18 protein-coding genes and 1 pseudogene are annotated in these 23,068 nt (G+C 61.0%); 4 read left to right on the top strand and 15 right to left on the bottom strand.

The features are described from left to right. Positions 1–9: 9 nt before the first annotated feature. From trbJ to ACMDCM_RS00240, 10 genes are all read right to left on the bottom strand, one after another. Positions 10–759, bottom strand: coding sequence for a P-type conjugative transfer protein TrbJ (gene trbJ / locus ACMDCM_RS00285; RefSeq protein ID WP_412771687.1), 750 nt, complete (start codon positions 757–759; stop codon positions 10–12). Continuing rightward, positions 756–3,251 carry a conjugal transfer protein TrbE gene (trbE, locus tag ACMDCM_RS00280; RefSeq protein ID WP_412771686.1) on the bottom strand — a complete coding sequence of 832 codons (2,496 nt, stop codon included), beginning with the start codon at positions 3,249–3,251 and terminating at the stop codon, positions 756–758. The genes trbJ and trbE overlap by 4 nt, the downstream gene beginning before the upstream one ends. A 9-nt stretch (positions 3,252–3,260) precedes the next feature. After that, positions 3,261–3,524, bottom strand: coding sequence for a VirB3 family type IV secretion system protein (locus ACMDCM_RS00275; RefSeq protein ID WP_412771685.1), 264 nt, complete (start codon positions 3,522–3,524; stop codon positions 3,261–3,263). Continuing rightward, positions 3,524–3,859, bottom strand: a complete 336-nt coding sequence (locus ACMDCM_RS00270; protein WP_412771684.1) for a TrbC/VirB2 family type IV secretion system protein — start codon at positions 3,857–3,859, stop codon at positions 3,524–3,526. The genes ACMDCM_RS00275 and ACMDCM_RS00270 overlap by 1 nt, the downstream gene beginning before the upstream one ends. Continuing rightward, the gene (gene trbB / locus ACMDCM_RS00265) at positions 3,856–4,854 is read right to left on the bottom strand and encodes a P-type conjugative transfer ATPase TrbB (RefSeq protein WP_412771683.1); all 999 of its coding nucleotides are present in this window, start codon (positions 4,852–4,854) and stop codon (positions 3,856–3,858) included. Before trbB ends, ACMDCM_RS00270 begins: the two co-directional genes overlap by 4 nt. A 174-nt stretch (positions 4,855–5,028) precedes the next feature. Beyond that, positions 5,029–5,928: a LysR family transcriptional regulator gene (locus tag ACMDCM_RS00260; protein WP_412771682.1), complete on the bottom strand. Its 900-nt coding sequence runs from the start codon at positions 5,926–5,928 to the stop codon at positions 5,029–5,031. A 137-nt stretch (positions 5,929–6,065) separates the two neighbouring features. After that, the gene (locus tag ACMDCM_RS00255) at positions 6,066–6,461 is read right to left on the bottom strand and encodes a winged helix-turn-helix domain-containing protein (RefSeq protein ID WP_412771681.1); all 396 of its coding nucleotides are present in this window, start codon (positions 6,459–6,461) and stop codon (positions 6,066–6,068) included. A gap of 87 nt (positions 6,462–6,548) precedes the next feature. Beyond that, the gene (locus tag ACMDCM_RS00250; RefSeq protein ID WP_412771680.1) at positions 6,549–8,138 is read right to left on the bottom strand and encodes an AAA family ATPase; all 1,590 of its coding nucleotides are present in this window, start codon (positions 8,136–8,138) and stop codon (positions 6,549–6,551) included. A 34-nt stretch (positions 8,139–8,172) separates the two neighbouring features. Beyond that, on the bottom strand, positions 8,173–9,987 hold the full coding sequence (locus tag ACMDCM_RS00245) for an ABC transporter ATP-binding protein/permease (protein WP_412771679.1): 1,815 nt from the start codon (positions 9,985–9,987) through the stop codon (positions 8,173–8,175). A gap of 81 nt (positions 9,988–10,068) precedes the next feature. Beyond that, entirely contained in the window at positions 10,069–12,438 is a 2,370-nt protein-coding gene (locus tag ACMDCM_RS00240; protein ID WP_412771678.1) for a TonB-dependent receptor, read from the bottom strand. 251 nt (positions 12,439–12,689) lie between these two features. Here ACMDCM_RS00240 and ACMDCM_RS00235 point away from each other — a divergent pair, with 251 nt between their 5' ends. Continuing rightward, the gene (locus ACMDCM_RS00235) at positions 12,690–13,223 is read left to right on the top strand and encodes a winged helix-turn-helix domain-containing protein (protein ID WP_412771677.1); all 534 of its coding nucleotides are present in this window, start codon (positions 12,690–12,692) and stop codon (positions 13,221–13,223) included. A 336-nt stretch (positions 13,224–13,559) separates the two neighbouring features. Here the strand turns inward: ACMDCM_RS00235 and ACMDCM_RS00230 are convergent. The 4 genes and pseudogenes from ACMDCM_RS00230 to ACMDCM_RS00215 all read right to left on the bottom strand — a co-directional run. Continuing rightward, positions 13,560–13,937 (bottom strand): annotated as a pseudogene (locus ACMDCM_RS00230) (winged helix-turn-helix domain-containing protein); the annotation flags it as partial. Between the two features lie 109 nt (positions 13,938–14,046). After that, on the bottom strand, positions 14,047–15,624 hold the full coding sequence (locus ACMDCM_RS00225; protein WP_412771676.1) for an AAA family ATPase: 1,578 nt from the start codon (positions 15,622–15,624) through the stop codon (positions 14,047–14,049). Next, positions 15,621–17,465 (bottom strand): ABC transporter ATP-binding protein/permease, encoded by a 1,845-nt coding sequence (locus ACMDCM_RS00220; protein WP_412771675.1) that lies wholly within the window; start codon positions 17,463–17,465, stop codon positions 15,621–15,623. Before ACMDCM_RS00220 ends, ACMDCM_RS00225 begins: the two co-directional genes overlap by 4 nt. 107 nt (positions 17,466–17,572) lie before the next feature. Continuing rightward, a complete protein-coding gene (locus tag ACMDCM_RS00215) occupies positions 17,573–19,888 on the bottom strand; it encodes a TonB-dependent siderophore receptor (protein WP_412771674.1) in 2,316 nt (771 codons plus the stop codon). A gap of 354 nt (positions 19,889–20,242) precedes the next feature. On the opposite strand from ACMDCM_RS00215, the gene ACMDCM_RS00210 reads away from it, so the two are divergent. The 3 genes from ACMDCM_RS00210 (at position 20,243) to ACMDCM_RS00200 (ending at position 22,501) form a co-directional block, all read left to right on the top strand. After that, positions 20,243–20,782, top strand: coding sequence for a winged helix-turn-helix domain-containing protein (locus ACMDCM_RS00210; RefSeq protein WP_412771673.1), 540 nt, complete (start codon positions 20,243–20,245; stop codon positions 20,780–20,782). Between the two features lie 148 nt (positions 20,783–20,930). Further along, entirely contained in the window at positions 20,931–22,157 is a 1,227-nt protein-coding gene (gene chrA / locus ACMDCM_RS00205; protein ID WP_412771672.1) for a chromate efflux transporter, read from the top strand. Positions 22,158–22,159: 2 nt separating this feature from the next. Next, positions 22,160–22,501: a hypothetical protein gene (locus ACMDCM_RS00200; RefSeq protein WP_412771671.1), complete on the top strand. Its 342-nt coding sequence runs from the start codon at positions 22,160–22,162 to the stop codon at positions 22,499–22,501. A 111-nt stretch (positions 22,502–22,612) separates the two neighbouring features. Here the strand turns inward: ACMDCM_RS00200 and ACMDCM_RS00195 are convergent, their stop codons facing one another. Further along, entirely contained in the window at positions 22,613–23,068 is a 456-nt protein-coding gene (locus ACMDCM_RS00195; protein ID WP_412771670.1) for a CopG family transcriptional regulator, read from the bottom strand.

Genomic DNA, 23,068 nt, shown 5'->3' with positions numbered 1-23,068 from the left:
TTCGCGCCCTCAGTCGTGGAACATGCGAACGGTGGTGGGCGTGTAGCTGCTGCCCGTCAGGAAGCGGCCGAATTGCTCGCGCGCCTGCTCCTGCGCGGCGGCCTGACGCGACTTTTCCAGAGCGTTGGCCCGCCCCTGCGCCGCCAACATCGAAGTGAGATCGGCGAGCTGGCTGGTCTGAACGCCGAGAAGCTGATTGCCGGCCTGCGTCGCCTGAAGCACGCCCACCGCCGATTGGCTGGTGTTGACCAACGTGCTGGTTTGCGTGCGCGTGCTGTCGAGATTCTGCACGGCGGTCGCGCCCGCCTTCAGCGAGTGCTCGTAAGCCGATAGCGATTGCTGCCATCGCTCGCGTGCGGAAGCGATGAGCTGGGCGTCGGACTTGCCGACCGCAAAATTCTGGAAGGTCGACGAGAACTGCGACTCGATATTGCTGACGTTGTAGGCAAGCCGATCGGCCTCGCCCATCAGCCGCTTCATCTCCGTGAAGTTGCCCTCAATCTGGGAGAGGACCGAGGTCGGCAGGCTGGCGAGTTGCTTCGCCTGATTGATGAGCATCTGCGCCTGATTGGCGAGCGACGTAATCTGGTTGTTGATCTGTTGCAAAGCTCGCGCGGCGGTCAGGACATTCTGCGCATAGTTCGACGGATCGAACACGATCTGCGCTGAGGTCGGGGCGCTGCTTAACGCAATGCCGATCGCTAGCGCACCTGCGGCAATCGCGTTGAGATAGCGCGAGCGGGACACGGATAGGATCATGATGACGTCTCCTGTTCGGACGGCGTGACGGGTGGCGGCGGATGTGTCCCGGCGGACGCATCGATGACATTGGTGAGGTCGGGAACGAGGTCGCCGGCCCAGGCGAGGTCGTTGGCGTACAGCCAGGCTTCGAGGAAATACGGCCGTGCTCCGTCGCGCAGCAGCTCGTCGATCAGCGCGTGCGCGGCCTTGTCCGACGATGCGCAGAGCGCGAGCGCGACCGAACCAAGGCCAAGCTCGAATAGGCGGTTGCCGCGGCGCGACTGGCAGTAGTAGTCGCGCTTCGGGGTCGCCCGCGCGATGATCTCGATCTGCCTGGCATTGAGCCCGAAGCGCTCATAGACAGCGGTGATCTGCGGCTCGATCGCGCGCTCATTGGCGAGAAAGATGCGGGTCGGGCAGCTCTCGACTAGCACGGGTGCGATCGGCGAGGCTTCGATGTCGGCGAGCGACTGCGAGGAGAAGATGACGCTGACGTTCTTCTTACGGAGCGTCTTCAGCCATTCCTTGATCTTGTCGACGAAGCCGCCGTCATCGAGCGCGCGCCAGCCCTCGTCGATGATGAGCAGGCTCGGACGTCCGTCGAAGCGCGCTTCGATGCGGTGAAAGAGATATGACAGGACGGCCGGCGCGGCCTTGGTGCCGACAAGCCCCTCGGTCTCGAAGGCTTGGACGTTCGCTGTGCCGAGATACTCGTGCTCGGCATCGAGCAACCGGCCGTGTGCGCCGCCGATGCAATACGGCCGAAGCGCCTGCTTCAGCGCCGAGAATTGCAACAGCACGGTCAAGCCGGTGATCGTGCGTTCCTCGACCGGCGCCGAGGCGAGCGAGGTCAACGCCGCCCAGATGTATTCCTTCACGTCCGGCGTGACGGTGACGCCTTCGCGGAGAAGAATGTCGACCAGCCAATCGGCGGCCCAGGCCCGTTCGGGGACGTGATGGATGAGTGCGAGGGGCTGGAGCGAGACGGATGTGGACTCTGCGTCGTCGCTGAGCGTGCCGCCGAGGTCCTGCCAGTCCCCGCCCATCGCCAGGGTCGCGGCGCGAATGCTGCCACCGAAATCGAAGACGAAGACCTGAGAATTGCGATAGCGGCGGAACTGGAGCGCCATCAGCGCGAGCAGCACCGATTTGCCGGCGCCGGTCGGCCCGACGATCATGGTATGGCCGACGTCGCCGACATGGAGTGCGAAGCGAAACGGCGTCGCCCCCTCGGTCTTGGCGTAGAACAGTGGCGGCGCGCCGAGATGCTCGTCCCGCGCCGGCCCGGCCCAGACCGCCGACAGTGGCATCATGTGCGCGAGGTTGAGCGTCGAGATCGGCGGCTGACGGACATTGGCGTAGGTCTGCCCCGGAATCGAGCCGAGCCAGGCTTCGATGGCATTGACGCCTTCGACAATGCAGGTGAAGTCGCGTGACTGGATGACCTTCTCGACCAGGCGCAGCCTTTCGTCGGCGATGGTGCGGTCGGTGCTCCACACCGTGACGGTCGCGGTGACATAGACCTCGCCGACTTGATCGGAGCCGAGGTCCTGCAAGGCGGCATCGGCGTCGGCCGCCTTGTTAGCGGCGTCGGTGTCCAGCAGCACCGACTGCTCGTTCGTCATCACTTCTTTAAGGATGGCGGCGACGCTCTTTCGCTTCGCAAACCATTGCCGCCTGATCTTCGTCACCAGCCGCGTCGCATCGGTCTTGTCGAGCATGATGGCGCGCGTCGACCAGCGATAGACGAAGGCGAGCCGATTGAGGTCGTCGAGGATTCCGGGGAACGTCGTGGTCGGAAATCCGATGACGGTGAGCGTGCGGACATGGAAATCGCCAAGCCGCGGCTCCAGCCCGCCGGCGAGCGGCTGATCGACCAAGAGCGCGTCGAGGTGCATGGGCGTCTCGGGCACGCGCACGCGATGCCGCTTCGTCGAGATGGTCGAATGCAGGTAGGTCAACGTCTCCGAGTCATCGAGCCAGTCAGCCTCCGGCACAAAGCCTTCGACCAGATTGAGCACGCGGTCGGTGCGATCGACGAAACCCTTCAGCAACTCCCAAGGATCGACGCCGGTGTGCTCGCGGCCCTCGTAGAGCCAGGCTTCCATGCGCGAGGCTTCCTCGGCTGGCGGCAGCCAGACGAAGGTGAGGAAGTAGCTCGACTCGAACAGGACGCCGGAGTCCTCGAATTGCTCCCGCCGTTCGATGTCGAGGAGCGCGGACGCGGATTCCGGGAACAGGCTTTCGGGATAGTCGGTGGCGGGATGGCGTTGTGCCTCGACGAAGATTGCCCAGCCGGAGCCGAGCCGGCGCAAGGCGTTGTTGAGCCGTGCGGTCGTGCCGACCAGTTCGGCCGGCGTGGCGCTGTCGAGGTCCGGGCCGCGGAAGCGCGCTGTTCTCTGAAAGCTGCCGTCCTTGTTCAACACGACGCCCGGCGCAACCAAGGCGGCCCAGGGCAGGAAGTCCGCAAGTTGCGCATTCTTCTTCCGGTATTCGGCGAGGTTCAGCATCGGCGCACCTCACACGTCCATGTGCGCGGGATAGCGAAGGTGCCGGCGGCCGACGTCGACGAACTGCGCGTCGCGCTTCGTGGCCCACACGGCCGCGAAATGCCCGATCGCCCAGATGACGAGACCGGCGATCCACAAACGCAGGCCGAGGCCGACCGCGCCGGCGAGCGTTCCGTTGGCGATGGCGACCGTGCGCGGCGCACCGCCGAGTAAGATGGGTTCGGTCAGCGCGCGATGCACCGGCGCGAAGAAGCCGCGAACGTCTTCGTCCATCAGACCAGCGCCCCGCCGCCGAAAGAAAAGAAGGAGAGGAAGAAGGAGCTGGCCGCGAAGGCGATCGACAGGCCGAAGACGATCTGGATCAACTTGCGAAAACCGCCGGACGTATCACCGAAGGCGAGCGCCAGGCCGGTGGTGATGATGATGATGACCGCCACGATCTTGGAGACCGGACCCTCGATGCTATCGAGGATCTTTTGCAGCGGTTCTTCCCACGGCATGGATGAGCCGGAGGCATGGGCGGGCGCCGCTGTCAGCAGCGTGATGGTGGCAAGCGCGGTTGCCTCGGCCAGGCGACGGCGCACATGAAAAAAAGCAGGCTGAATCATTCAGAGTCTCCTTTCGGGGGTGATGGGAATGGGAGCAGCGCGTTGAGCGTGCGATAATCGCCGGTGGCGGAATCGAGCCCGTCGACATGGGCGATCTCGGCGAGACGCCGCTCAGTGCCGCGGCCGGAGAGCACGGCCACGATGTCGATGGTCTCTGCGATGAGTGCGCGTGGGACCGTGACGACGGCCTCCTGCACGAGTTGCTCCAGGCGGCGCAGCGCCCCTAGCGCCGTGTTGGCGTGGATGGTGCCGACGCCGCCGGGATGGCCGGTCCCCCAGGCTTTGAGCAAATCGAGCGCTTCGCTGCCGCGCACCTCGCCGACCGGGATGCGATCGGGGCGCAGGCGCAGCGACGACTTCACGAGATCGGAGAGCGATGCGACGCCGTCTTTCGTCCGCAGCGCGACAAGGTTCGGCGCGGCGCATTGCAGCTCGCGGGTATCCTCGATCAGCACCACGCGGTCGGAGGTCTTCGCGACCTCCGCCAGCAAAGCGTTCGTCAACGTCGTTTTTCCGGTCGAGGTGCCGCCCGCAACGAGGATGTTCTTGCGACGCTCAACCGCGAGCCGCAGCACCTCGGCCTGCGCCGCCGTCATGATGCCGGCTGCGACGTAATCGGCGAGCGTGAACACTGCGACGGCCGGCTTGCGGATCGCGAAGGTCGGCGCCATGACGACAGGGGGAAGCAACCCCTCGAAGCGTTCGCCGGTCTCAGGCAACTCGGCCGAGACGCGCGGCGAGCCGGGATGCACTTCGGCGCCGACATGATGCGCGACCAAGCGCACGATGCGCTCGCCATCGGCCGGGATCAGCACGTCGTCGGTGGCGACAAGACCTTCGCGTAACCGATCGACCCACAGCCGGCCGTCGGGATTCAACATCACTTCAACGATGGCGGGGTCTTCGAGATAGCGGGCGATGGCCGGGCCGAGCGCGGTGCGCAACATGCGTGCGCCACGCGACAGTCCTTCGCTGCTGTGATGATGCCCCGCCATCGTGTCCCCGTTCCGGCCATCCGCACGACGGCTGGATGGCAACGGGGACAATCAAGAAAGGCAGAACTTACAGGTGAGCAACAGGATAATTTTAAATTTCGTAGTGCGTCGTAGACGATCGAAAAAATACTTGAAATACTCGGCGCCGCTGACGGCTTCCGATGCAACTTCGGGTCACGACCGAATCAACATCGCATCCTTGAAAGCATTGCGGAGAATTTCCAGCACCGGATTGATGTTGTCCGGTTTCCAGCAAACGATATAGTCGAGTCGGGTGGCCCCGGTGCCGTCATGCAGGGGCCGGAAGACGACGCCGAGGCCGGTCAATCCGGACGCGGATTCACATTGCAGGCTGATGCCCTCGCCGCTGCCGACCTCGCTGAGGATATTATCGCGGTTGAGATGGAGCGTGACGATTTCAGGGTGGTCCGACGGCGCTGCCAAATGGCGAAGCAGGATGTTCCGGATATCGGGGCCGGGATCGTGATGGCCGATGAGAAAGCGTTCGCCCTTCAGCTCAGGCCAATAGACGACGGGTTTTTCCGCAAGGGGATGTCCGTTAGGCAGCGCCACCACGAGATGCTCCGACCAGAGTGCAATGGAATCGAGAACCTCGCCCTTGCCGAGATCGCCGAGGATGAGAGCCGCGTCGACCCTTCCGGAATGAAGGCCGGCGATAATCTCGGTAAACGGCGCTTCGAGCAGCTCGAGGTTGATGTCGGGATAGCATTGCCGGAAGTCGTTCAGGAATGTGCGCAGCGCTCCGGTCGAGAGCGATTTGTATAAGCCAACGACGATCCGCCCCAGCGTACCGGCGCCGCTCGCTGTCGCGCGTTCTGCGAGGCGGTCGAAGTCCTCGATGATGCGTCGCGCCTCGACGACGAAGGCCTCGCCGGCCAGTGTCAGACGGGCGCCTGCGGTTGAGCGAACGAACAAAGTGACGTGAAGCTCGTCTTCGACCTCCTTGATACGCTTGCTGACGATCGGCTGCCTGACATTGAACTCGTGCGCCGCAGCACTGAAACTGCCGTTGCGGGCGCTGGCAACGATGTAGCGAAGGTGGCGCAGGTCCATGCGCTTGCTACCTTTCCATTCGGCTCCTGATCGGCCGCGTGAGCGGCGCTGAAACCGTTCAGCGAGACGTTGAAGGCGACGGCTCTCAATTCTGTCGGGATCGGCGCTGATGGAAGCCGCCCAGCCCGTCGTCCGATTTAGAACGATGTGCGTTTACCGGCCCGCGACTTCTTTACAGGTTCGATGTCGGATTGCAGCTGCAGCAGATCCTGCCGGACAGCGCGTGCCGCAATGCGTTCGATTTTCCGATAGCGCGAAACCAGGGAAACACCGAACGGCGTTAGCACCGATCCGCCGCCGCTCTTGCCGCCGATTTTCCGGTCCACGGCTTTGCGACCGCAGATGTGATTGATCTCGTCGACCAGATCCCAAGCTCGTTTGTACGACATATCGATCGCGCGTCCGGCAGCCGAGATCGAGCCGCAGGCCTCGATGGCCTCAAGCAGTTCTATTTTGCCGGGGCCAATTCGTGCGTCCATCGCGAGATCAATGCGAAGAGACAAGGAAGGCAGGAACGTCGCGTGCTTGTGCATATCACAACCCGCATCAAGTAAGGCCTGCGCCCGTAGACAATGATGCCGGCGTTGCCGAGGCACGCCGGACAACATACCGTCTCGAACTCAGACGACGGTCTGGTCAACCCGCTTCCGCGGTTTTGTTCCATAGAAGTTGCTTCGCGGCTCGGAGGTTTCAAGCGTGCCGGCTTGAGCCGAGGCGATCAGCTCCTTTGTGCGGCGGACTTCCGCAGCAGCTCGGTCGAAGTAGCTGTCGAGCGTCGCGGGCTTGATCTCGCGGATCACGTCGGCGGCGTAGAGCGCCTTGACGTCGGCCACGACACGACTGATGTCAGCGGCGTTGAAGCCGTCTGTCGCCGCTTTAACGCGCTCTGCATCATAGGGGCCGAGCCTCTCCGGCAGTTTGACGAGGTTGGCGTCGAGGATTTCCTGGCGGACGCGAGCGTCGGGTAGTTTGGTCTCCAGCCAGAGTTCGACACGACCGGCGCGCAGCAAGGCCGCGGGCATCTGGTTGGGGTCCATCGCCGTCAGGATCACAGCGACCTTGCCGGCGGTTTCCGTCTCCAACCCATCGAGCATCGTAAGAAGATAGCGGTTGAGGCCGTGCAGCCGTTCGCTTTGCATCAGCACGTCAGCGTCGTCGATGAAGATCACGGATGGCGTGCTGAGCTTGGCCTGCTCGAACACTGTTCGCACCTTCGCGTAGAAGGGATCGGCCGACTCGCTGAAGATGCTGCCATCGATCATGAAGAACTTGCCCTTCATGCGATGGGCCAGGGCACGGCCGATGCTGGTCTTGCCGGTGCCGGGTGGGCCGTAGAGTAACACGCCCTTCTTCGGCGAGAGGCCGAGATCGGCGAAGCGGGAATCGAACATCATCGGATTGACGATGAAGGTCTGCAGTTTCTCGGCAATCTTCTCGAAGCCCTTGAGGCTCGAGAAATCCACCTTCGCGACCTCGCCGAGCGAGACGTTGCTGCTCAGCATGCGAGTGTCGAGCAAGTCGAGCACGGTCTGGTCGTCGGCCGCGGCATCGTCGCGGATCAGCGCGCAGACCTCATTGAGCTGATAGATTGAGAGCTTGGGCGCAAAACTGAAGATGCGCTTGGCGTCGAGTTGCCTGGCCCGCGCCACGCCGAGATTTCGCTCCAGGAAGAAGCTGTAATCATCCGGCGTCAGCGCGCCGAGCGGCAGGAACACCGCCCGCCCGTCGAGGTGGGGTACGAGCTTGATGCGATCGGTGGCCGTGAAGATCAGCCGCTTGTCTCTGGAGCGGGTGGTCTCGAGCAGAGCCTGCAACACCGTGTTGAGATAGTACGGGCGCGGATAGGCCATCGCAAACTTGTTCGTATAGGAAAACAAGTCGAGTTCCTCGATAAAGACGATGTCGGCCTTGTCGAGCGCGGCATCGACCAGCCGGTGCAGCCCTTCTTCATAGGAGGGATGGCTTGCCGCTTCCGCAGCTTGCAGCACGTCACGGCAGGAGATGCGGATGCCACCGAATTCCCCAGCCAGCCTGTTGACCAGGGTGGTCTTGCCGGCCCCAACGCCACCGAGGAGCACGGTCACGGGAACGGCGCGAACTGTCTCACGCAGTCGCTCGACGGCGGCGGCCTGGGTTGGCGACAACTCGGCTGGCGCAGTGGTTGAGCGCTGACCATGCGCGAAGAGGGAGGACGGGATCGGAAGGTTCATGACGAAGCGGTCCTTTCGGTCAGTTCTGGAGGTTTTATCCGGCCACGGCGGAACGAACGGTTTCGATCGGCCTATGAGCGACAGCACAGTCGGTAAGCCGCGCCCCGCCGCCCTCGCCGGCAGCGAGGCACACCGTGCGGGTGTGCAGGGCGGCGAGCGATGCGCGGTGTCCCGCGCTCAGGATCGCCGTATCGGGAAGGCGCTCGGCGAGCAGGCGATGAAGCGCGGCCTCGGATTCCTCATCCAGCGCCGAGGTTGCCTCGTCGAGCAGCAGGATGTCGGGCCGATGCAGCAGGGCGCGCGCAAAGGCGATGCGCTGCCGCTCGCCGCCGGACAGGCCGGCGGTGGCGGCAATGTCGTCGCCGAGTCGTTCGGCGAGCGCCGACAGGCCGACCGCGACGAGCGCGTCGCGCAGCATCTCGTCAGAGAGGGAGTTGGCAAGACCGGGATAGGCGAGCGCATCGCGCAGCCGGCCGAGCGGCAGGTAGCCGCGTTGCGGTAGCGCCATCAGGCGTAAGCCTCGCTTCACGCTCACACTACCTTCGCCGAACGGCCAGATCCCGGCCAGCGCCCGGATCAGGCTGGTCTTGCCGATGCCCGAGGGGCCGCGAAGCAGCACGCGCCCGCCGGGGGATAATGCGAAGTCGACGGCGGAGACAATGGGAGCGCCGCCAGGCAACCGCACAACGAGATCGCGTGAGAGCAGTGCCGGACCGTGGCCGTCATGCGCCGCATGCGCGATCCGGCAGGCCGCGCTCTCCTGCACCGCTGTAAGTGCCTCCTCGAAACTCGACAACCGCTCGATCACTGAGCCCCAATTCGCGAGGTCAGTGTAATTGCGGATCAGAAAGGAGGCTTCATGGCGGATGCGGATAAACGCACCCGAGGTCTGGGTCACACCACCGAGCGGCATTGCGCCAGAGAAGTAGAGCGGCACGGCCGTTAGATAAGGGAAAATGGCCACGAGTTGGTTGATGACTACCTGGAACACCTTCAGCCAGCGTTCGCGCGACAATATCGCGTACCAATTGGTGATGATGGAACTGAAGCGCCGACCAAGCTCGGCGCGCTCGGCCGCCTCTCCTTTGAAGTGAGCCACCTCCTCGGCGTTCTCGCGCAGCCGCGCCAGCGAGAAGCGGAAATCGGCTTCCGCCGTCTGCTGCGCGACATCGAGGCCTACGAGCGATCGACCGATGAGATGTGTCACCCAGGTCCCGATACCGGCATAGAGAACTGAGGCCGTCACCAGCAACAAGGGCATCGGGATCGCTCTGCCCATCAGCTCGATCGGGGCGGCTGCCGGAATCGTTGCCAGGATGGTGCCGAATGACGACAGCGCGACCACCGTGGTCAAAAAGCCAAGGCCGATCGAGATGGTATGGGTGATATAAAGGCGTACATCCTCGGCTATACGCTGGTCAGGATTATCAGGCGCATCGCCGGAAAGCTGAACCCGATAATGCGTGCCACCTGCGAGCCAAGGATCGAGGTAGCGGTCGGTGAGCCAGCGTCGCCAGCGGATCGTGAACCATTTCGTGAGCGTGATGTCCCCGAACGCTTGTAGGATAGCGGCAGCGGCGATACCGCTGAAGACTAAAAGCTGGAAGACGAAGGCGTCCCAGTCCTTCGCACCGAGCGCGTTGAACAGGGCCGCGTTCCAGTAGCTCCCCAGCACCCACACGCCGACCTCGGCGAGTTTGAGCGCGACTACTCCAGCCAGAAGCGTCCGCGCCTCCCAGCGCTCCTCCGAGCGGAACCACAACACGCCGACGCGCCAGCCGGCTTTTGCCAGAAGGATCACATGACGGCGCGGGTTCGCCTCGTGCGCGGCCTGCGCGGGGTTACCCATGAAAGGAGTCCTTGGTGCTGAGGAATGACGATACCGAACCATATGGCCGATCCGCGAACTCCTCGCTCCGCGCACCCCACATCAAAAATTGAATGTCGTTGAGAGGCGGTAAGTGCGGGGTTCGCTGAGAGCCAGCATCCCGTTGAATCCCGAGACCCAATAGTTCTTGTTGAATACGTTATCGACATTGAAGCGGATCGTCACCGGCTTGCCGTTCCACGGCGCATCGAATGTGTAGCGGGCACCAAGATCGACTTGCGTCCAGGAGGGGATAATCAGTGTATCACTGGTGTTGCTGGCATATTGCCAGTCTGACCATGTGGCGCGGCCACTGATCGTCAAGCCTCGCAGGAAAGGCGTGTCCCATTCAGCGCCGAGAATGGCTCGAACCGCCGGCGCACCCTGAGCTCGCCTGCCGTCACGGACACCGCCCTGCGTTTTGGTCAGTCTTGCATCCAAGAATGTCACACCGCTGAGCAGACGCAATTCCGGCGTCAGCTCGCCGAAGACATTGAGTTCGATACCACGGTTAACCTGCTCGCCGTCCAGCGCGAGTGTTGGCAGCGGTGTGCCGGGGATCGAGATTGTGCTGGGCCGCGCGATCTGAAAAAAGCTGAGGGTGGTTATCGTCTTCCCCCAGTCGACCTTCACGCCGGCTTCTTCTTGCTTCGACTGATAAGGTGGGAACACGTCTCCGAAATTGGCGAAGGTGTTACCGACCAGTGTGCCCTGCTCGAGCCCTTCGATGTAGTTGGCATAGAGAGAAACGTTTTGCCACGGCTTCACCACCAGCGCGTAAGCCGGGCTCCATGCATAGGCGTCGTAGTTCAAGTCTGGCCGAGCTAGAAGGACGGATGCCGCCTGCTGACGGCGAACACCTGCCGTGAACTGGATTCTCCCATCGAAGGCCGACATTGTGTCCGCTATGCCGACACCCGAAGAAGAAACGACAGTGCTATCTTGCGCCGGCGCAAGAGGAGCGAAATACGGCAGTGGGCCGAGGCTCGGATTGTAAATGTTGGAAATACGACTAACGCCAGCACCCTGACTCGAACCGAGACGCTGCTCGGTTGTTGTATAATTGAAGTTCAAGGCATGATTGATCAGCCCCGTCGTCAAGTTTGCGCGTATGCCGGCTTCGGCGGACTGGTTGTGAATGATAATTTGCTGAGGCACCGTGTTGGCTGAATAGCTCCCATTCGAATTGAGAGCATTCAGGAAATTGACCAGGAGCAGGTTGCGCTCATACCTGCGCTCACCCGCAGCGGCATAGGCGGTCACGTTGTCCGACAGATCGACTTCACCGCGAACCATGGCGGTTTGAGACGAATTTTTGGTATAAGCCCAATCCGGCAGGAGACTTCTGCTCGCGTCCGGAGGAACAGGAACGGTCGTGAGGGCGGTCACCCCGAGCGGTTGCGCGTAAGGTTGTAAATTGTCCATTTGATTGAAATAATCAGCGGACAGCCGCACGCGCTCACCCCGATAGTCGAGATTGAGAGCACCGACGCCATGTTCGGCGGATTCCGGAGAGACCGGTGTATCACCGTTGCTATAGGCGCCGTTGAAGCGGATTCCAAACTCATTATTGGGGCCGTAGCGGCGACCGACATCAATCTGGCTGCCGAACTGCGAGCGAGATATGTAGCTTGTAGTGAGCTGCGTCAGAGGCTCATCGCCAGCGCGCTTGGTGACAAGGTTGATGGTACCGCCAACGCTGCCGCTTGGCGGCATGCCATTCAAGAGCGCGCTTGGACCTTTGAAAACCTCGACACGCTCGATCATAGGAGTTAGCTGCGTAAAGCCACCGCCCATGCTAGGCAGGCCATTCACGCTGAAGCCTTCGCCATAGTTGCCCCCACCAGGGAAGCCACGGAAATAGACTTGATTCATGGCACTTCGTCGCGGGTACACCGAAATCACGGACGGATCGTTGGCCAAGACGTCGTCCAGCGTCTGTGCCTGCTGATCCTGGATCAGCTTGCTCGTATAGCTGGTCTGATTGAACGGCGTGTCCATCACGCTGCGATTTCCGAGTATGCCAACCCGTCCGCCGGTCGCCACCTGACCGCCTGCGTAAGGCGGCATTAGTGTCATCGTCGAGTTGGGATTGCTTGCGCGTTGAACGATAGTCGGCGAAACTGTACCGGCCGGCCTCACCACGGCTTGACGCGAGGCTCGCGAATGTCTTGCAGCGACGGCGCGGCGGGCAGGACGAGCACGATGTGTCGTCCGACGGGGCTCTTCGATGTGAATTGCGGGAAGATCCGGCGACTGCTGTTGCGCGAAGGCTGATTCGCTAGCGCCAGCAATCAACGCAATAGAACTCCACGCCCCAAGGCCGATCGCCTTGAGGAAATTCCCCGTCGCCCCATTCATCTTGGTGTCCCTGCTTCCCTGTTGCTGACCGTTCCCGGACCTGAGTTGAAGTTCGTGTTTCTGTTCCGTCACCGACGATCACGTTGATCAGAACATATCCAACGATCTTGCCGGGCAACTCCCGTCGTCCGGCACCCCGAATGTGCGACATCCACGTTATGTCCACATCAACACAGCGACACTAGGCAGGATTCTGATATATAGTCAAGATGTATATCAAAACGTAGCGATGGGTCGGCCCCCCTTTGAGAGGCTTGTTTTCTCCGAGCGCCTGGCTCGATAAGGTGTCGATCTTCTTGGAATCGCAGATTTGAAGGTGGGGCATGTCAATCTGGCTCTTTTTCCGCATAGAGCACACGCGCGTAGATCCCGTGGGGCGGCAGAAGTTCGGGTCTGCAGCGGGGATGGGTCCCGGTACGGTCTGCATCCTTGAAGCGATTGACCGATACGGCTCGATCTCGGCAGCAGCTCCTGCTGTCGACCGCAAATTCCAGCAACTCTGGAAAATCGTGCAGAACCTCAATACGATGTATAAGGAGCCGGTCATAAAGATCCGGCGAAGCGGACCCAGCAGCGGCGCGTTTCTGACACCCCTGGGCAAGGAGGTGGTCACACGCTTTCGCGAAATGGAGCGTGTTGCCAATCAAACATTTGAAAAGGACTTCCGTGAGTTCGAAGCACTGGTTGGCGTCGATTCCAGTGCACCGCCGCGTATTCCGCGCTTTGCACAAGTGATCGATCCGGGCACGATTACCAAGCCGGCAAAGAAACGCACAAAGACACGGCAACTTATCAAAAAGGCAAAAAAGTCGACGACGAAGGCCCCGTCTGGACGCCGGCACGCGAACAAGAAATAGCGTCTGACGCAAGGACCGCCATGCGCGGGATACGATTATCGGCACTGCGGCGCACTCAATGCCGCCTGGTCAGTAATTAAGCGTTAGCATGGACGGCAAGCCAATCGCCCAGCATTGTTGCGAGGATCAGCGTGAAGAACCAGGAGAAAACGATCTTCTTGGTGGCTTCTCAACCGATCGACTCGCGGTCCCATGCGCTAGTAGAGCTCGCCATACCCAGTAGCACCCGGTTCATTGACGTCGGATAACCGTACAATGCGGGAGTGGGCGGGCACGCCTTGCGCAAGCTTCGCACCCACGTCCATGTTGGGATCGGGACTCAAAACGATATGTTTTGCGTGCCCGCGACTTCTTTACGGGTCCGATGTCGGATTGCAGTTCCAGGAGATCTTGCTGGACGGCGCTTGCCACAATGCGCTCGATTTTCCGATAGCGCGCAACCAGGGAAGTGCCGAACGGCGTCAGGACCGTGCCGCCACCATTCTTGCCGCCGATTCGTCGAGCCACGACTTTGCAGCCGCAGATTTGATTGATCTCGTCGACCAAATCCCAGGCTCGCTTGTATGACATATCCATTGCGCGTCCGGCAGCCGAGATCGACCCGCAGTCTGCGATGGCCTCAAGCAGTTCTATTTTACCGGGGCCGATGCGAGCGTCCATCGCAAGATCGATGCGAAGAGACAAGGAAGGCTGGGATGTCGCGTGCTTGTGCATATCACAATCCGCTTCAGGTAAATCCTGCGGGCTGAGGCTGGGCTGCCATTGCTGTCTGCCCAGGTACTCAGGCTCAGGACGTCGCACCGTTCTGAATTCAGGCGGAGGTCTATTCGGAACTTCTCCGTGATTTCGTTCCGTAAAAATTGCCGCGTGGCTCGGAGGTTTCGAGCGTGCCGGCCTGAGCCGAAGCGATCAGTTCCTTGGTGCGGCGGATTTCCGCGGCGGCGCGGTCGAAATAACTGTCGAGCGTCGCGGGCTTGATGTCGCGGATCACATCGGCGGCGTAAAGCGCCTTGACATCGGCCACGACGCGGCTGATGTCGGCGGCGTTGAAGCCTTCCGTCGCCGCCTTGACCCGCTCTACGTCATAAGCGCCGAGCCTCTCCGGCAGCTTGGCAAGATTACCGTCGAGAATTTCCTGGCGGGCGCGCGCGTCGGGCAGTTTGGTCTCCAGCCATAGTTCGACGCGGCCGGCCCGCAGCAGTGCCGCGGGCATCTGGTTGGGATCCATCGCGGTCAGGATCACCGCGACCTTGCCGGCGGTTTCCGTCTCCAACCCGTCAAGCATGGTGAGAAGGTAGCGATTGAGGCCATGCAATCGCTCGCTCTGCATCAGCACGTCGGCGTCGTCGATGAAGATCACGGACGGCGTGCAGAGCTTGGCCTGGTCGAACACTGCCCGCACCTTGTTGTAGAATGGATCGGCCGACTCGCTGAAGATGGTGCCATCGATCATGAAGAACTTGCCCTTCATGCGATGCGCCAGCGCGCGGCCGACGCTGGTCTTGCCGGTGCCGGGAGGGCCGTAAAGCAGAATTCCCTTCTTCGGCGTGAGGCCGAGATCGGCGAAGCGGGAATCGAACATCATCGGATTGACGATGAAGGTCTGCAGTTTCTCGGCGATCTCCTCGAAGCCCTTCAGGCTCGAGAAGTCCACCTTCGCGACCTCGCCGAGCGAGACGTTGCTGCTCAGCATGCGGGTGTCGAGCAGGTCGAGCACGGTCTGGTCGTCGGCCGCGGCATCATCGCGGATCAGCGCACAGACCTCGTTGAGCTGATAGACGGATAGCTTGGAGGCGAAACTGAAGATGCGCCTGGCATCGAGCCTTCTGGCCCGCTCCGCACCAAGGTTGCACTCGAGGAAGAAGCTGTAGTCGTCCGGCGTCAGTGCACCGAGCGGCAAGAACACCGCGCGCCCGTCGAGTTGGGGAACCAGCTTGAGGCGATCTGTGACGGTAAACACCAACCGCTTGCCTTTGGCGCGGGCGGTTTCGAACAACGCCTGTAATGTTATGTTCAAATAATACGGGCGCGGATAGGCCATTGGAAACTTGTTCGTGAAGCAAAACAGGTCGAGGTCCTCGACAAAGACGATGTCGGCCCTGTCGAGCGCGGCGTCGACCACCCGGTGCAGCTCCTCTTCATACGAAGGATGGTTCGCCCCTTCGGAAGCCTGCAGCACGTCGCGGCAGGAGATGCGGCTGCCACCGAATTCCTCGATCAGCCAGTTGAGCAAGGTGGTCTTTCCAGCCCCGACCCCACCGATGAGCACGGTCACGGGAACAGCGAGAACGGTCTCCCGCAGTCGCTGGAGGGCCTCGGCCTGGGTGGGCGACAGTTCGGCCGGCGTGGCTGCGGAGGGATGACTAGGCGCGAAGATGGAGGACGGAATCGACAGGTTCATGACGAAGTGTTCCTTTCAGTCAGGTCGGCAGGGTTCAGCTGGCGATGGCAGCAATGAACGGTTGCGATCGGCATATCGGAAAGCCACGACCCGCCGCATTCGCCGGCGGCGAGGTAAATGATGCGGGTATGCAGGGCGGCGAGCGAGGCGCGGTGTCCCACGCTCAGGATCGCCGCATCGGGAAGCCGTTCGGCGAGCAGGCGATGGAGCGCGACCTCGGACTCCTCGTCCAGCGCCGAGGTCGCCTCGTCGAGCAGCAGGATGTCGGGCCGGTGCAATAGCGCGCGAGCGAAGGCGATACGCTGCCGCTCGCCGCCGGACAGGCCGGATGCGGATGCGATGTCATCGTCGTCGAGCCGAGCGATAAGCGTCGGTAACCCGACCGCGACCAACGCGTCGCGCAGCATCCCGTCAGAGATCGAATCTGCGATACTAGGATAAGCAAGCGCGTCGCGAAGCTTGCCGAGCGGCAGGTAGCCGCGTTGCGGCAACGCCATCAGGCGCGCGCCGCGCTTCACGCTCACGCTACCTTCGCCGAACGGCCAGATGCCGGCCAGCGCTCGGATCAGGCTGGTCTTGCCGGCGCTCGAGGGACCACGAAGCAGGACGCGCTCGCCGGGGGCCAAGGCGAGGTGAGTAGCAGAAGCGATAGGCGCACCGTCCGGCCGCCGCACCACGAGATCGCGGGCAAGCAGCGCAGGACCGTCGCCGTCATGCGCGACATGCTCGATCCGGCCGGCCGCGCTCTCCTGCACCACCGCAAGCGCGGTCTCGAAGCCCGACAGCCGGTCGATCACCGCGCCCCAATCGGTGAGCTTGGTGTAGTTGCGCATCAGGAACGAGAGTTCCCAGCGGATGCGGAAGAACACCCCCGAGGTCTGGGTCACGCCGCCGAGTTGCATCGCGCCAGCGAAGTAAAGCGGCACCGACATCAGATAAGGAAACATGTTCGCGATGCCGTTGAAGGCGGTCGCGACGACGCTCAGCCAGCGCTGCCGCGACAGCAGCTCGTACCAGTTGGTGATGATGAAACCGAAGCGCCGGTCGAGCCCGGCGCGCTCGGCCGCCTCGCCGTTGAAATGCGCCACCTCCTCGGCGTTCTCACGCAGCCGCGCCAGCGAGAAGCGGAAATCGGCTTCCGCCTTCTGCTGCGCGGCGTCGAGGCCGACCAGCGAGCGGCCGACGAGATGCGTCACCCAGGTGACCAGGCCCGCGATGAGAAACGAGGTCGTCACCAGCAACACGGGCATGGAGACCGCGATCCCCATCAATTTGATCGGAGCGTTGGCAGGGATTGTCGCCAGCACGGTGGCGAAGGAAGCCAGCGTCACCAGCGTGGTCAGAAGGCCGAGGCCGGTCGAGATCGCATAGGTGACATAGAGGTTTACGTCCTCGGCGATGCGCTGGTCCGGATTGTCAGGCGCGTCGCCGGCAAGCTGCACCCGGTAATGCGCGCCGTCCGCGAGCCAGGCATCGAGATAGCGTCCGGTAAGCCAGCGCCGCCAGCGGATCGTGAGCCATTTGTTGAGCGTGATATTCCCGAACGCAAGAACAACGTTGACGATGGTGATGCAACTGAAGACAACAAAGAGCTGGAACAGGAAGGCATTCCAATCCCTGGCGCCGACCGCATTGAACAGCGCCGCGTTCCAGTAGCTCGACGCCACCGTCACGCCCACGCCGGCAAGGTTGAGCGCGACCACCCCGGCCAGCAGCACCCGCGCCTGCCAGCGCTCCTCCGAGCGGAGCCAAAGCACACCGATGCGCCAGCCGGCCTTCGCCAGAACGATCACGCGACGGCGCGGACTCGTCTCATGCCTCGGCTGCGCAGGGTTACTCATGGGAGCGGCCTTTGCGCCGGGCGCATGGGATCGACGAGGCAAGGCCATCGAACCGAAACGCAAACTCCTCGTTCCTCATGCCCCGACATGACCTTGATACGCGTGGATCAAAATTTGGCGGTGGCCGAAAACGTGTAAGTTCTCGGGAATCCAAGGGCGATGGCGCCTGCGCCGTTTTGAATCCAATAATGGTGATCGGCGACATTCTGCACGTTCAGGCGCATGATCACCGGTGTGCCGTTGAAGGCCGTCTCGTAGCGCAGACCTACGTCACCGACAGCGTAGGCCGGAACAAGGAGTGCATTTTGCGCATCGAGATAAGACGAGCCGACGTAGCTCACGCCTCCGGTCAGGAACAGCGTCTGAAGGAACGGTAACCGGTATTCGCCATAAAGTGACGCTCTCCATGGTGACACAGCCTGTGGTAGTTTTCCGAGAAGAGTTGTATCATTGGTTTTCGTTACTTTCGGATCGAGATAGGTGACGCCGCCCCTGATGGTCAGGTCGTCGGTGACTTTGCCGGTTGCGGTGAATTCGATTCCCTTGTGGATCTGACGGCCGTCCTGATTCTGGGTCAATGTGCCATCGGGATTGGTGGCAATATAGTTGTTTGCCTTGTCGATCTGAAAGGCCGCCAGGGTGAGGAAAACGCCGCCGACATTGGCCTTTGCCCCGAACTCGATCTGCTTGCTGATCGTGGGCGGCAGAATCGCTCCGGCATTCGTATAGATAGGCTGAAGGGGAACGATGCCACCGCTCTGGAGCGCTTCGATATAAGTGCCGTAGAGTGAGACGTTGGACGTCGGCTTGAAGATCAGTGACGCGGTCGGCGTGACGGCCGACTTGTCGTAACTGCTGGTCACGGCAGCCGTTGTCGCGTAGTTCGTCGAAAGAATCGTCGCGCGGTTTGCGCCGACCAGAATCGAGAAATATCGATTGAGGGTAATGTCGTCGCCGATAACGATATTGGTGGCTGAGAGATTGTTATAACGGTATTTGCGGCCGTTTTCTAAAGGATCGAACACAAATGGTGCGGAGTTCTGGAGAGCTGTAAGGGTTGGAAATACGGCGCTGGTGATGAGTTGAAAATAGGCGGCTGTTGGTGTTGGGACGAAGAAGTCGGTTGTATTACCGTTTGCTCCGAACGTGAGCTTGTGCTGAATGCCGAACGTGTCGAACTTCCGGTCGACGTAGAGATAGCTGCCCGCCGCTTCGGATAGAGGTCCCTCTTGGGAGTAGGCTTGGTAGTAGTACTTCCCATCGGCTCGTAGAAACAACCTGTTCGGTCCCGTGGAGGTTCTGTTCGCTTTGTTAGAGATGACAGCCGCCCGCAACGTCGTGTCGTCATCGATGTCCCATCGAACATTGGCGCCCACCAAGTCGTACACGTCATGGGAGGTGCCCCAATTCGGCAAGATTGGCCTGTGCGTGTCGAAATCCGAAGCGGAGGGAATTCGTCCTGCTTGTGCGACATTGAACCAGGTTGCGACGTCCCCGGTGGACCAATAGTCGTGATGTGCCATGTTAAGCGAGACTTTGAGAGAGTCGGTCACATGCCAGTCCACCGCGCCGCTGACGTAGACTCGTTTCTCACCGACGCCGAGGGCGTTATCGCCGTCCTGATAAACTACGTTGAACCGGTAGCCGAACTTCCCTTCCTTATCGATCGGCCCGCCTAGATCGAGATGGTTGAAAAACTGCGTGCCGCCAGCGTTGCCAACCGTATAATTGACCAGAGGAGTCGCGGTCGGACGTTTGCTGACATAATTCACCATTCCGCCGACGCTGCCTGTACCGTAAAGAAAGCCGGAGGCCCCAGAGAAAACTTCCACGCGCTCGAGGCCTTCTGGGTCGTTGTTGGCAAACCGGAACCCGGTGAAGGGGATGCCATCAAATGCTCTACCTGCAGTGAAGCCTCTTACGACGGGGTTCAGGCCGTAACCCGAGTTTGAGGTGCCCGAAGTGACCTGGACGAGAGGGTTGAATTTGAAGAGTTGATCGTCCGTCATCGCGATCGTGTTTTGCAGCAGCTCCGCTGATGTCACGCCGATCGAATACGGTGTATTGAGAATAGGTTTGTCGCCCCAGGGGCCAGTGGTCTTGGCCGTCTCGACCCTGTAGCCCTGCGCCGCCGTGCCCTCGTGCAGATCATCGGACGAAACGGTGTTGTTCGTCCTGATCGGACGTACTTCAACATGTTGCCGCACGTGTGAGGGTTGCGCGCGTCTTGCAGCGACGCGGCGCGCAGGACGGGAAGAACGAGCACGATGCGTCGTCCGGCGAGGCTGATCGACGTAAATCGCGGGAAGGTCCGACTGCTGCTGTTGTTGTGCGAAGGTTGGCCCACTATCGCCGGCCATCAACGCAAGTGAACTCACCGCTCCCAGGCCGATGGCCTTGAGGAACCCCGTTGCCCCATTCATCTCGTGTCCCTGCTTCCTTGTTACTGGTCCTTCCTGGGACCAGCGGTAGTAACGCTATATTCATTTTAATATAATGCGGAGCAGTGACCGTAATCATGTCGATCAGGGCAATGCCCAACGCTTCGCCGGACAACCCCCATCGTCCGGGCTTGATGGTGCGTGATCCGTCGTTATGTCCACACCAACACAGCGTTACTAAGCAAGATTACGTTATACCGTCAAGAGGTATATACCGTTATAAGGTATCTACCGTAATAAGGTATCTACCTTGCAGACTCAGGTTTCAGAGCGGGGGTTTTCTCCGAACGCTTGGATTACTAACGTGCATTCGTTGAATCTGATTCGAGGGTGGGCATGTCGATCTGGCTTTTTTTCCGCATCGAGTTCACGCGCGTGAATCCAAAAGGATGCGAGAAGTTCGGATCTTTGGCGGGGATGGGTACCGGTAGAGTCTGCATCCTTGAAGCGATTGATCGATATGGTTCGATCTCGGCCGGTGCTCCTGCTGTCGGCCTCAAATTTCAGCAGTTCTGGCGACAAGTGCAGGACCTCAATACGCAATTCAAGGAACCGGTCGTCGATATCCGACGAAGCGGGCGCAACAGGGGAGCGTTCTTGACACCCTTGGGCAAGGAGGTAGTCAGACGCTATCGAGAAATGGAGCGCATTACCAATAAGACGCTTGAAAAGCATTATCGGGAGTTCGAGGCGCTGGTTGGCATCGATTCCACCACACCGCCGTTTGTCCCGCGCTGGGCGCAACTGATCGATCCGGGAACGATCGCCAAACCGGCAAAGAAACGCGCCAGGACGCGGCAGCCCGTCGCCAAGCGTACGCCAGGCAACAAGGCGAAAACGCGCGCTACGAAGCGCGCAACCGGTCGCTCGCGCTAGAGTCGGGCATAGTATCTGACAGAACCCCGCTCTCAACCAAAGAAAATCGCGACGCGCAAGTCGGAGTTGTCGCGAACTGAGCGACGAGATGATGGAATGAAAATCACGCACACGAGCGATGACCGCTCGATCTCGTTGGGAGGTTGAGGTGAGCACAGGCGATAGTTCCAACCTATCCGCAGGTCTTACCAAGATATCCGTTCTCGAAATTTGCCTTGCTTTTCTTAAGCTCGGCCTGACCTCTTTTGGCGGCCCAATCGCGCATCTCGGCTACTTCCGAAACGAACTGGTGGTGCGCCGCAAGTGGATCGACGAGGCGGGCTACGCAGATCTCGTTGCGCTCTGCCAGTTCCTGCCGGGGCCGGCGTCGAGTCAGGTCGCTTTTGCTCTCGGTCTACTACGTGGCAATGGCGTGGTCGGAGGCCTCGCTGCGTCGCTTGCGTTCACGCTGCCCTCGGCCATCGTCCTGCTCCCTTTCGCGCTGGGTTCGTCCGCATTCACAGGACCTCTCGCGGAGGGATTCCTACACGGTTTGAAACTTGTCGCCGTCGCCGTCGTCGCCCAGGCAGTCTGGGGCATGGCGAAAAGCCTGGCGCCAGACAAGCCTCGCGCTGCAATAGCGCTTATCGCAGTTGCCATTGCGGTATGCGCCTCTGGTTCGCTCGGGCAGATCGCCGCGATCGCTGGCGGCAGCGTCCTCGGGCTTTGGCTCTGTCGCGACGACAGTACACCCGCCACCGGTCACTTGAGTGTTCCGGTTTCGCGAAGAAGCGGCGCGATCGCTCTGGTCATTTTTCTTGGCCTGTTCGTGATCCCTCCGCTCCTCGCGAGCACGACGGGCTATCAAACCGTGGCCTTGTTCGACGCATTCTATCGCTCGGGCGCGCTTGTGTTCGGAGGCGGCCACGTAGTTTTGCCTCTGCTGCAAGCGGAAGTGGTGACACCCGGATGGGTGAGTAATGACTCCTTCCTCGCCGGCTACGGTCTGGCACAAGCGGTTCCAGGACCGCTCTTCACCTTCGCCGCCTATCTCGGCGCTGTTATGGGACCCGAGCCGAACGGTTTCGCCGGAGCGGCGATCGCGCTCGTTGCCATTTTTCTTCCTGGTCTGCTGCTCGTCTACGGGATGCTGCCATTTTGGGATGCGATGCGGCTGCAGCCATCAGCACAAGCGGCCATGCGCGGTGCGAATGCTGCGGTGGTCGGCATTCTCGGCGCGGCGCTTTATAATCCTGTCTGGACCAGCGCCGTGCTTGCGCCCCATGATTTTGCCCTGTCGTTGGCTGGCTTTCTTTTCCTCACTATCTGGAAATCACCGCCATGGATCGTAGTTGTCCTGCTCGCTTTAGCTGGAGTCGTTTTCCATGGCATGTAGAGATGGACTCGGACAATGCTGCGCGGTCTAGCGATAAGTGTCCTTCAGATAAGAACTATCGTGAATTTGAAGCCCTGATTGACATCGATTCCAACGCGCCAACTTCCGTCCTGCGTTATGCGCTGGTCATCGATCCGGGCGGGATCGGCCAAACAGGCAAAGAAATGCAACAGGACGCGGCAACCTACTGCGAAGCGTGCGCCAAACCAAAAGACAAAGACGCAGAATACGGAAACGCCTATCTGACCCTACAAGAACAAGCGATGGTTTCGGGGCAATACACCACCGCGCATAAAATCCACCATTGTCGCCGCGCGATCGATATCGCTAAGGTGGTGACGTGAGCGACAACATCGACGCTGAGGCGGTCGCTTCATGCACTGATCGTTCGATGAAGTAGCAATGCGATCTCAACCATTGTTTACGCAACGCGTATCTCCATCATCCCACAGATATCATGGGTCGGGCGTCGATCTATCGGCATCATCCCCGATCTCTTGCCTGAGCTTCGGTCCCTTGGCGAGCCGGCGCCCCAGCGCTTCGAGGAATTTATCGTATCGCTCGCCACCCTTGGCACGGGCCGCTGCCTGGGCGGCGTCCGCTAGCGGCGCAGTCGACGTCAGCCAGAAGCGGATGAAGATGGCGAAGGCTTCGTTGGCGATGCCGACGTCTCGCTCTAGGCGCTGAATGTTACGGTCGATGCGGTCGAGACGCTTCGCAATGGCCGCTTCCTGCCGCTCATCTGCGTCGGGCGACAAGAACGATGCGATGGCCGCTTCGGCAATGATGGAGCGCGACTGCTCGCGACGATCGGCGAAATCGGCCAGCAGAAGCATCAAGTCCGGGTCCAAATAGACGGACAGCCGTTTCTTCTTATCGGTTCGCCCAGCCTTGTCGGGAGGATGGGACAT

This window comes from Nitrobacter sp., from assembly GCF_047149785.1.
Taxonomy (GTDB): Bacteria; Pseudomonadota; Alphaproteobacteria; order Rhizobiales; family Xanthobacteraceae; genus Nitrobacter.
The sequence above is the reverse complement of the archived record's forward strand: the minus strand, read 5'-3'. Positions and strand labels throughout refer to the sequence as shown.

Coding starts and splice junctions, on each gene's coding strand:
- trbJ (WP_412771687.1), bottom strand. CDS start 759: ATGATCCTATCCGTGTCCCGCTCGCGCTATCTCAACGCGATTGCCGCA.
- trbE (WP_412771686.1), bottom strand. CDS start 3,251: ATGCTGAACCTCGCCGAATACCGGAAGAAGAATGCGCAACTTGCGGAC.
- ACMDCM_RS00275 (WP_412771685.1), bottom strand. CDS start 3,524: ATGGACGAAGACGTTCGCGGCTTCTTCGCGCCGGTGCATCGCGCGCTG.
- ACMDCM_RS00270 (WP_412771684.1), bottom strand. CDS start 3,859: ATGATTCAGCCTGCTTTTTTTCATGTGCGCCGTCGCCTGGCCGAGGCA.
- trbB (WP_412771683.1), bottom strand. CDS start 4,854: ATGGCGGGGCATCATCACAGCAGCGAAGGACTGTCGCGTGGCGCACGC.
- ACMDCM_RS00260 (WP_412771682.1), bottom strand. CDS start 5,928: ATGGACCTGCGCCACCTTCGCTACATCGTTGCCAGCGCCCGCAACGGC.
- ACMDCM_RS00255 (WP_412771681.1), bottom strand. CDS start 6,461: ATGCACAAGCACGCGACGTTCCTGCCTTCCTTGTCTCTTCGCATTGAT.
- ACMDCM_RS00250 (WP_412771680.1), bottom strand. CDS start 8,138: ATGAACCTTCCGATCCCGTCCTCCCTCTTCGCGCATGGTCAGCGCTCA.
- ACMDCM_RS00245 (WP_412771679.1), bottom strand. CDS start 9,987: ATGGGTAACCCCGCGCAGGCCGCGCACGAGGCGAACCCGCGCCGTCAT.
- ACMDCM_RS00235 (WP_412771677.1), top strand. CDS start 12,690: ATGTCAATCTGGCTCTTTTTCCGCATAGAGCACACGCGCGTAGATCCC.
- ACMDCM_RS00225 (WP_412771676.1), bottom strand. CDS start 15,624: ATGAACCTGTCGATTCCGTCCTCCATCTTCGCGCCTAGTCATCCCTCC.
- ACMDCM_RS00220 (WP_412771675.1), bottom strand. CDS start 17,465: ATGAGTAACCCTGCGCAGCCGAGGCATGAGACGAGTCCGCGCCGTCGC.
- ACMDCM_RS00215 (WP_412771674.1), bottom strand. CDS start 19,888: ATGAATGGGGCAACGGGGTTCCTCAAGGCCATCGGCCTGGGAGCGGTG.
- ACMDCM_RS00210 (WP_412771673.1), top strand. CDS start 20,243: ATGTCGATCTGGCTTTTTTTCCGCATCGAGTTCACGCGCGTGAATCCA.
- ACMDCM_RS00200 (WP_412771671.1), top strand. CDS start 22,160: ATGGACTCGGACAATGCTGCGCGGTCTAGCGATAAGTGTCCTTCAGAT.
- ACMDCM_RS00195 (WP_412771670.1), bottom strand. CDS start 23,068: ATGTCCCATCCTCCCGACAAGGCTGGGCGAACCGATAAGAAGAAACGG.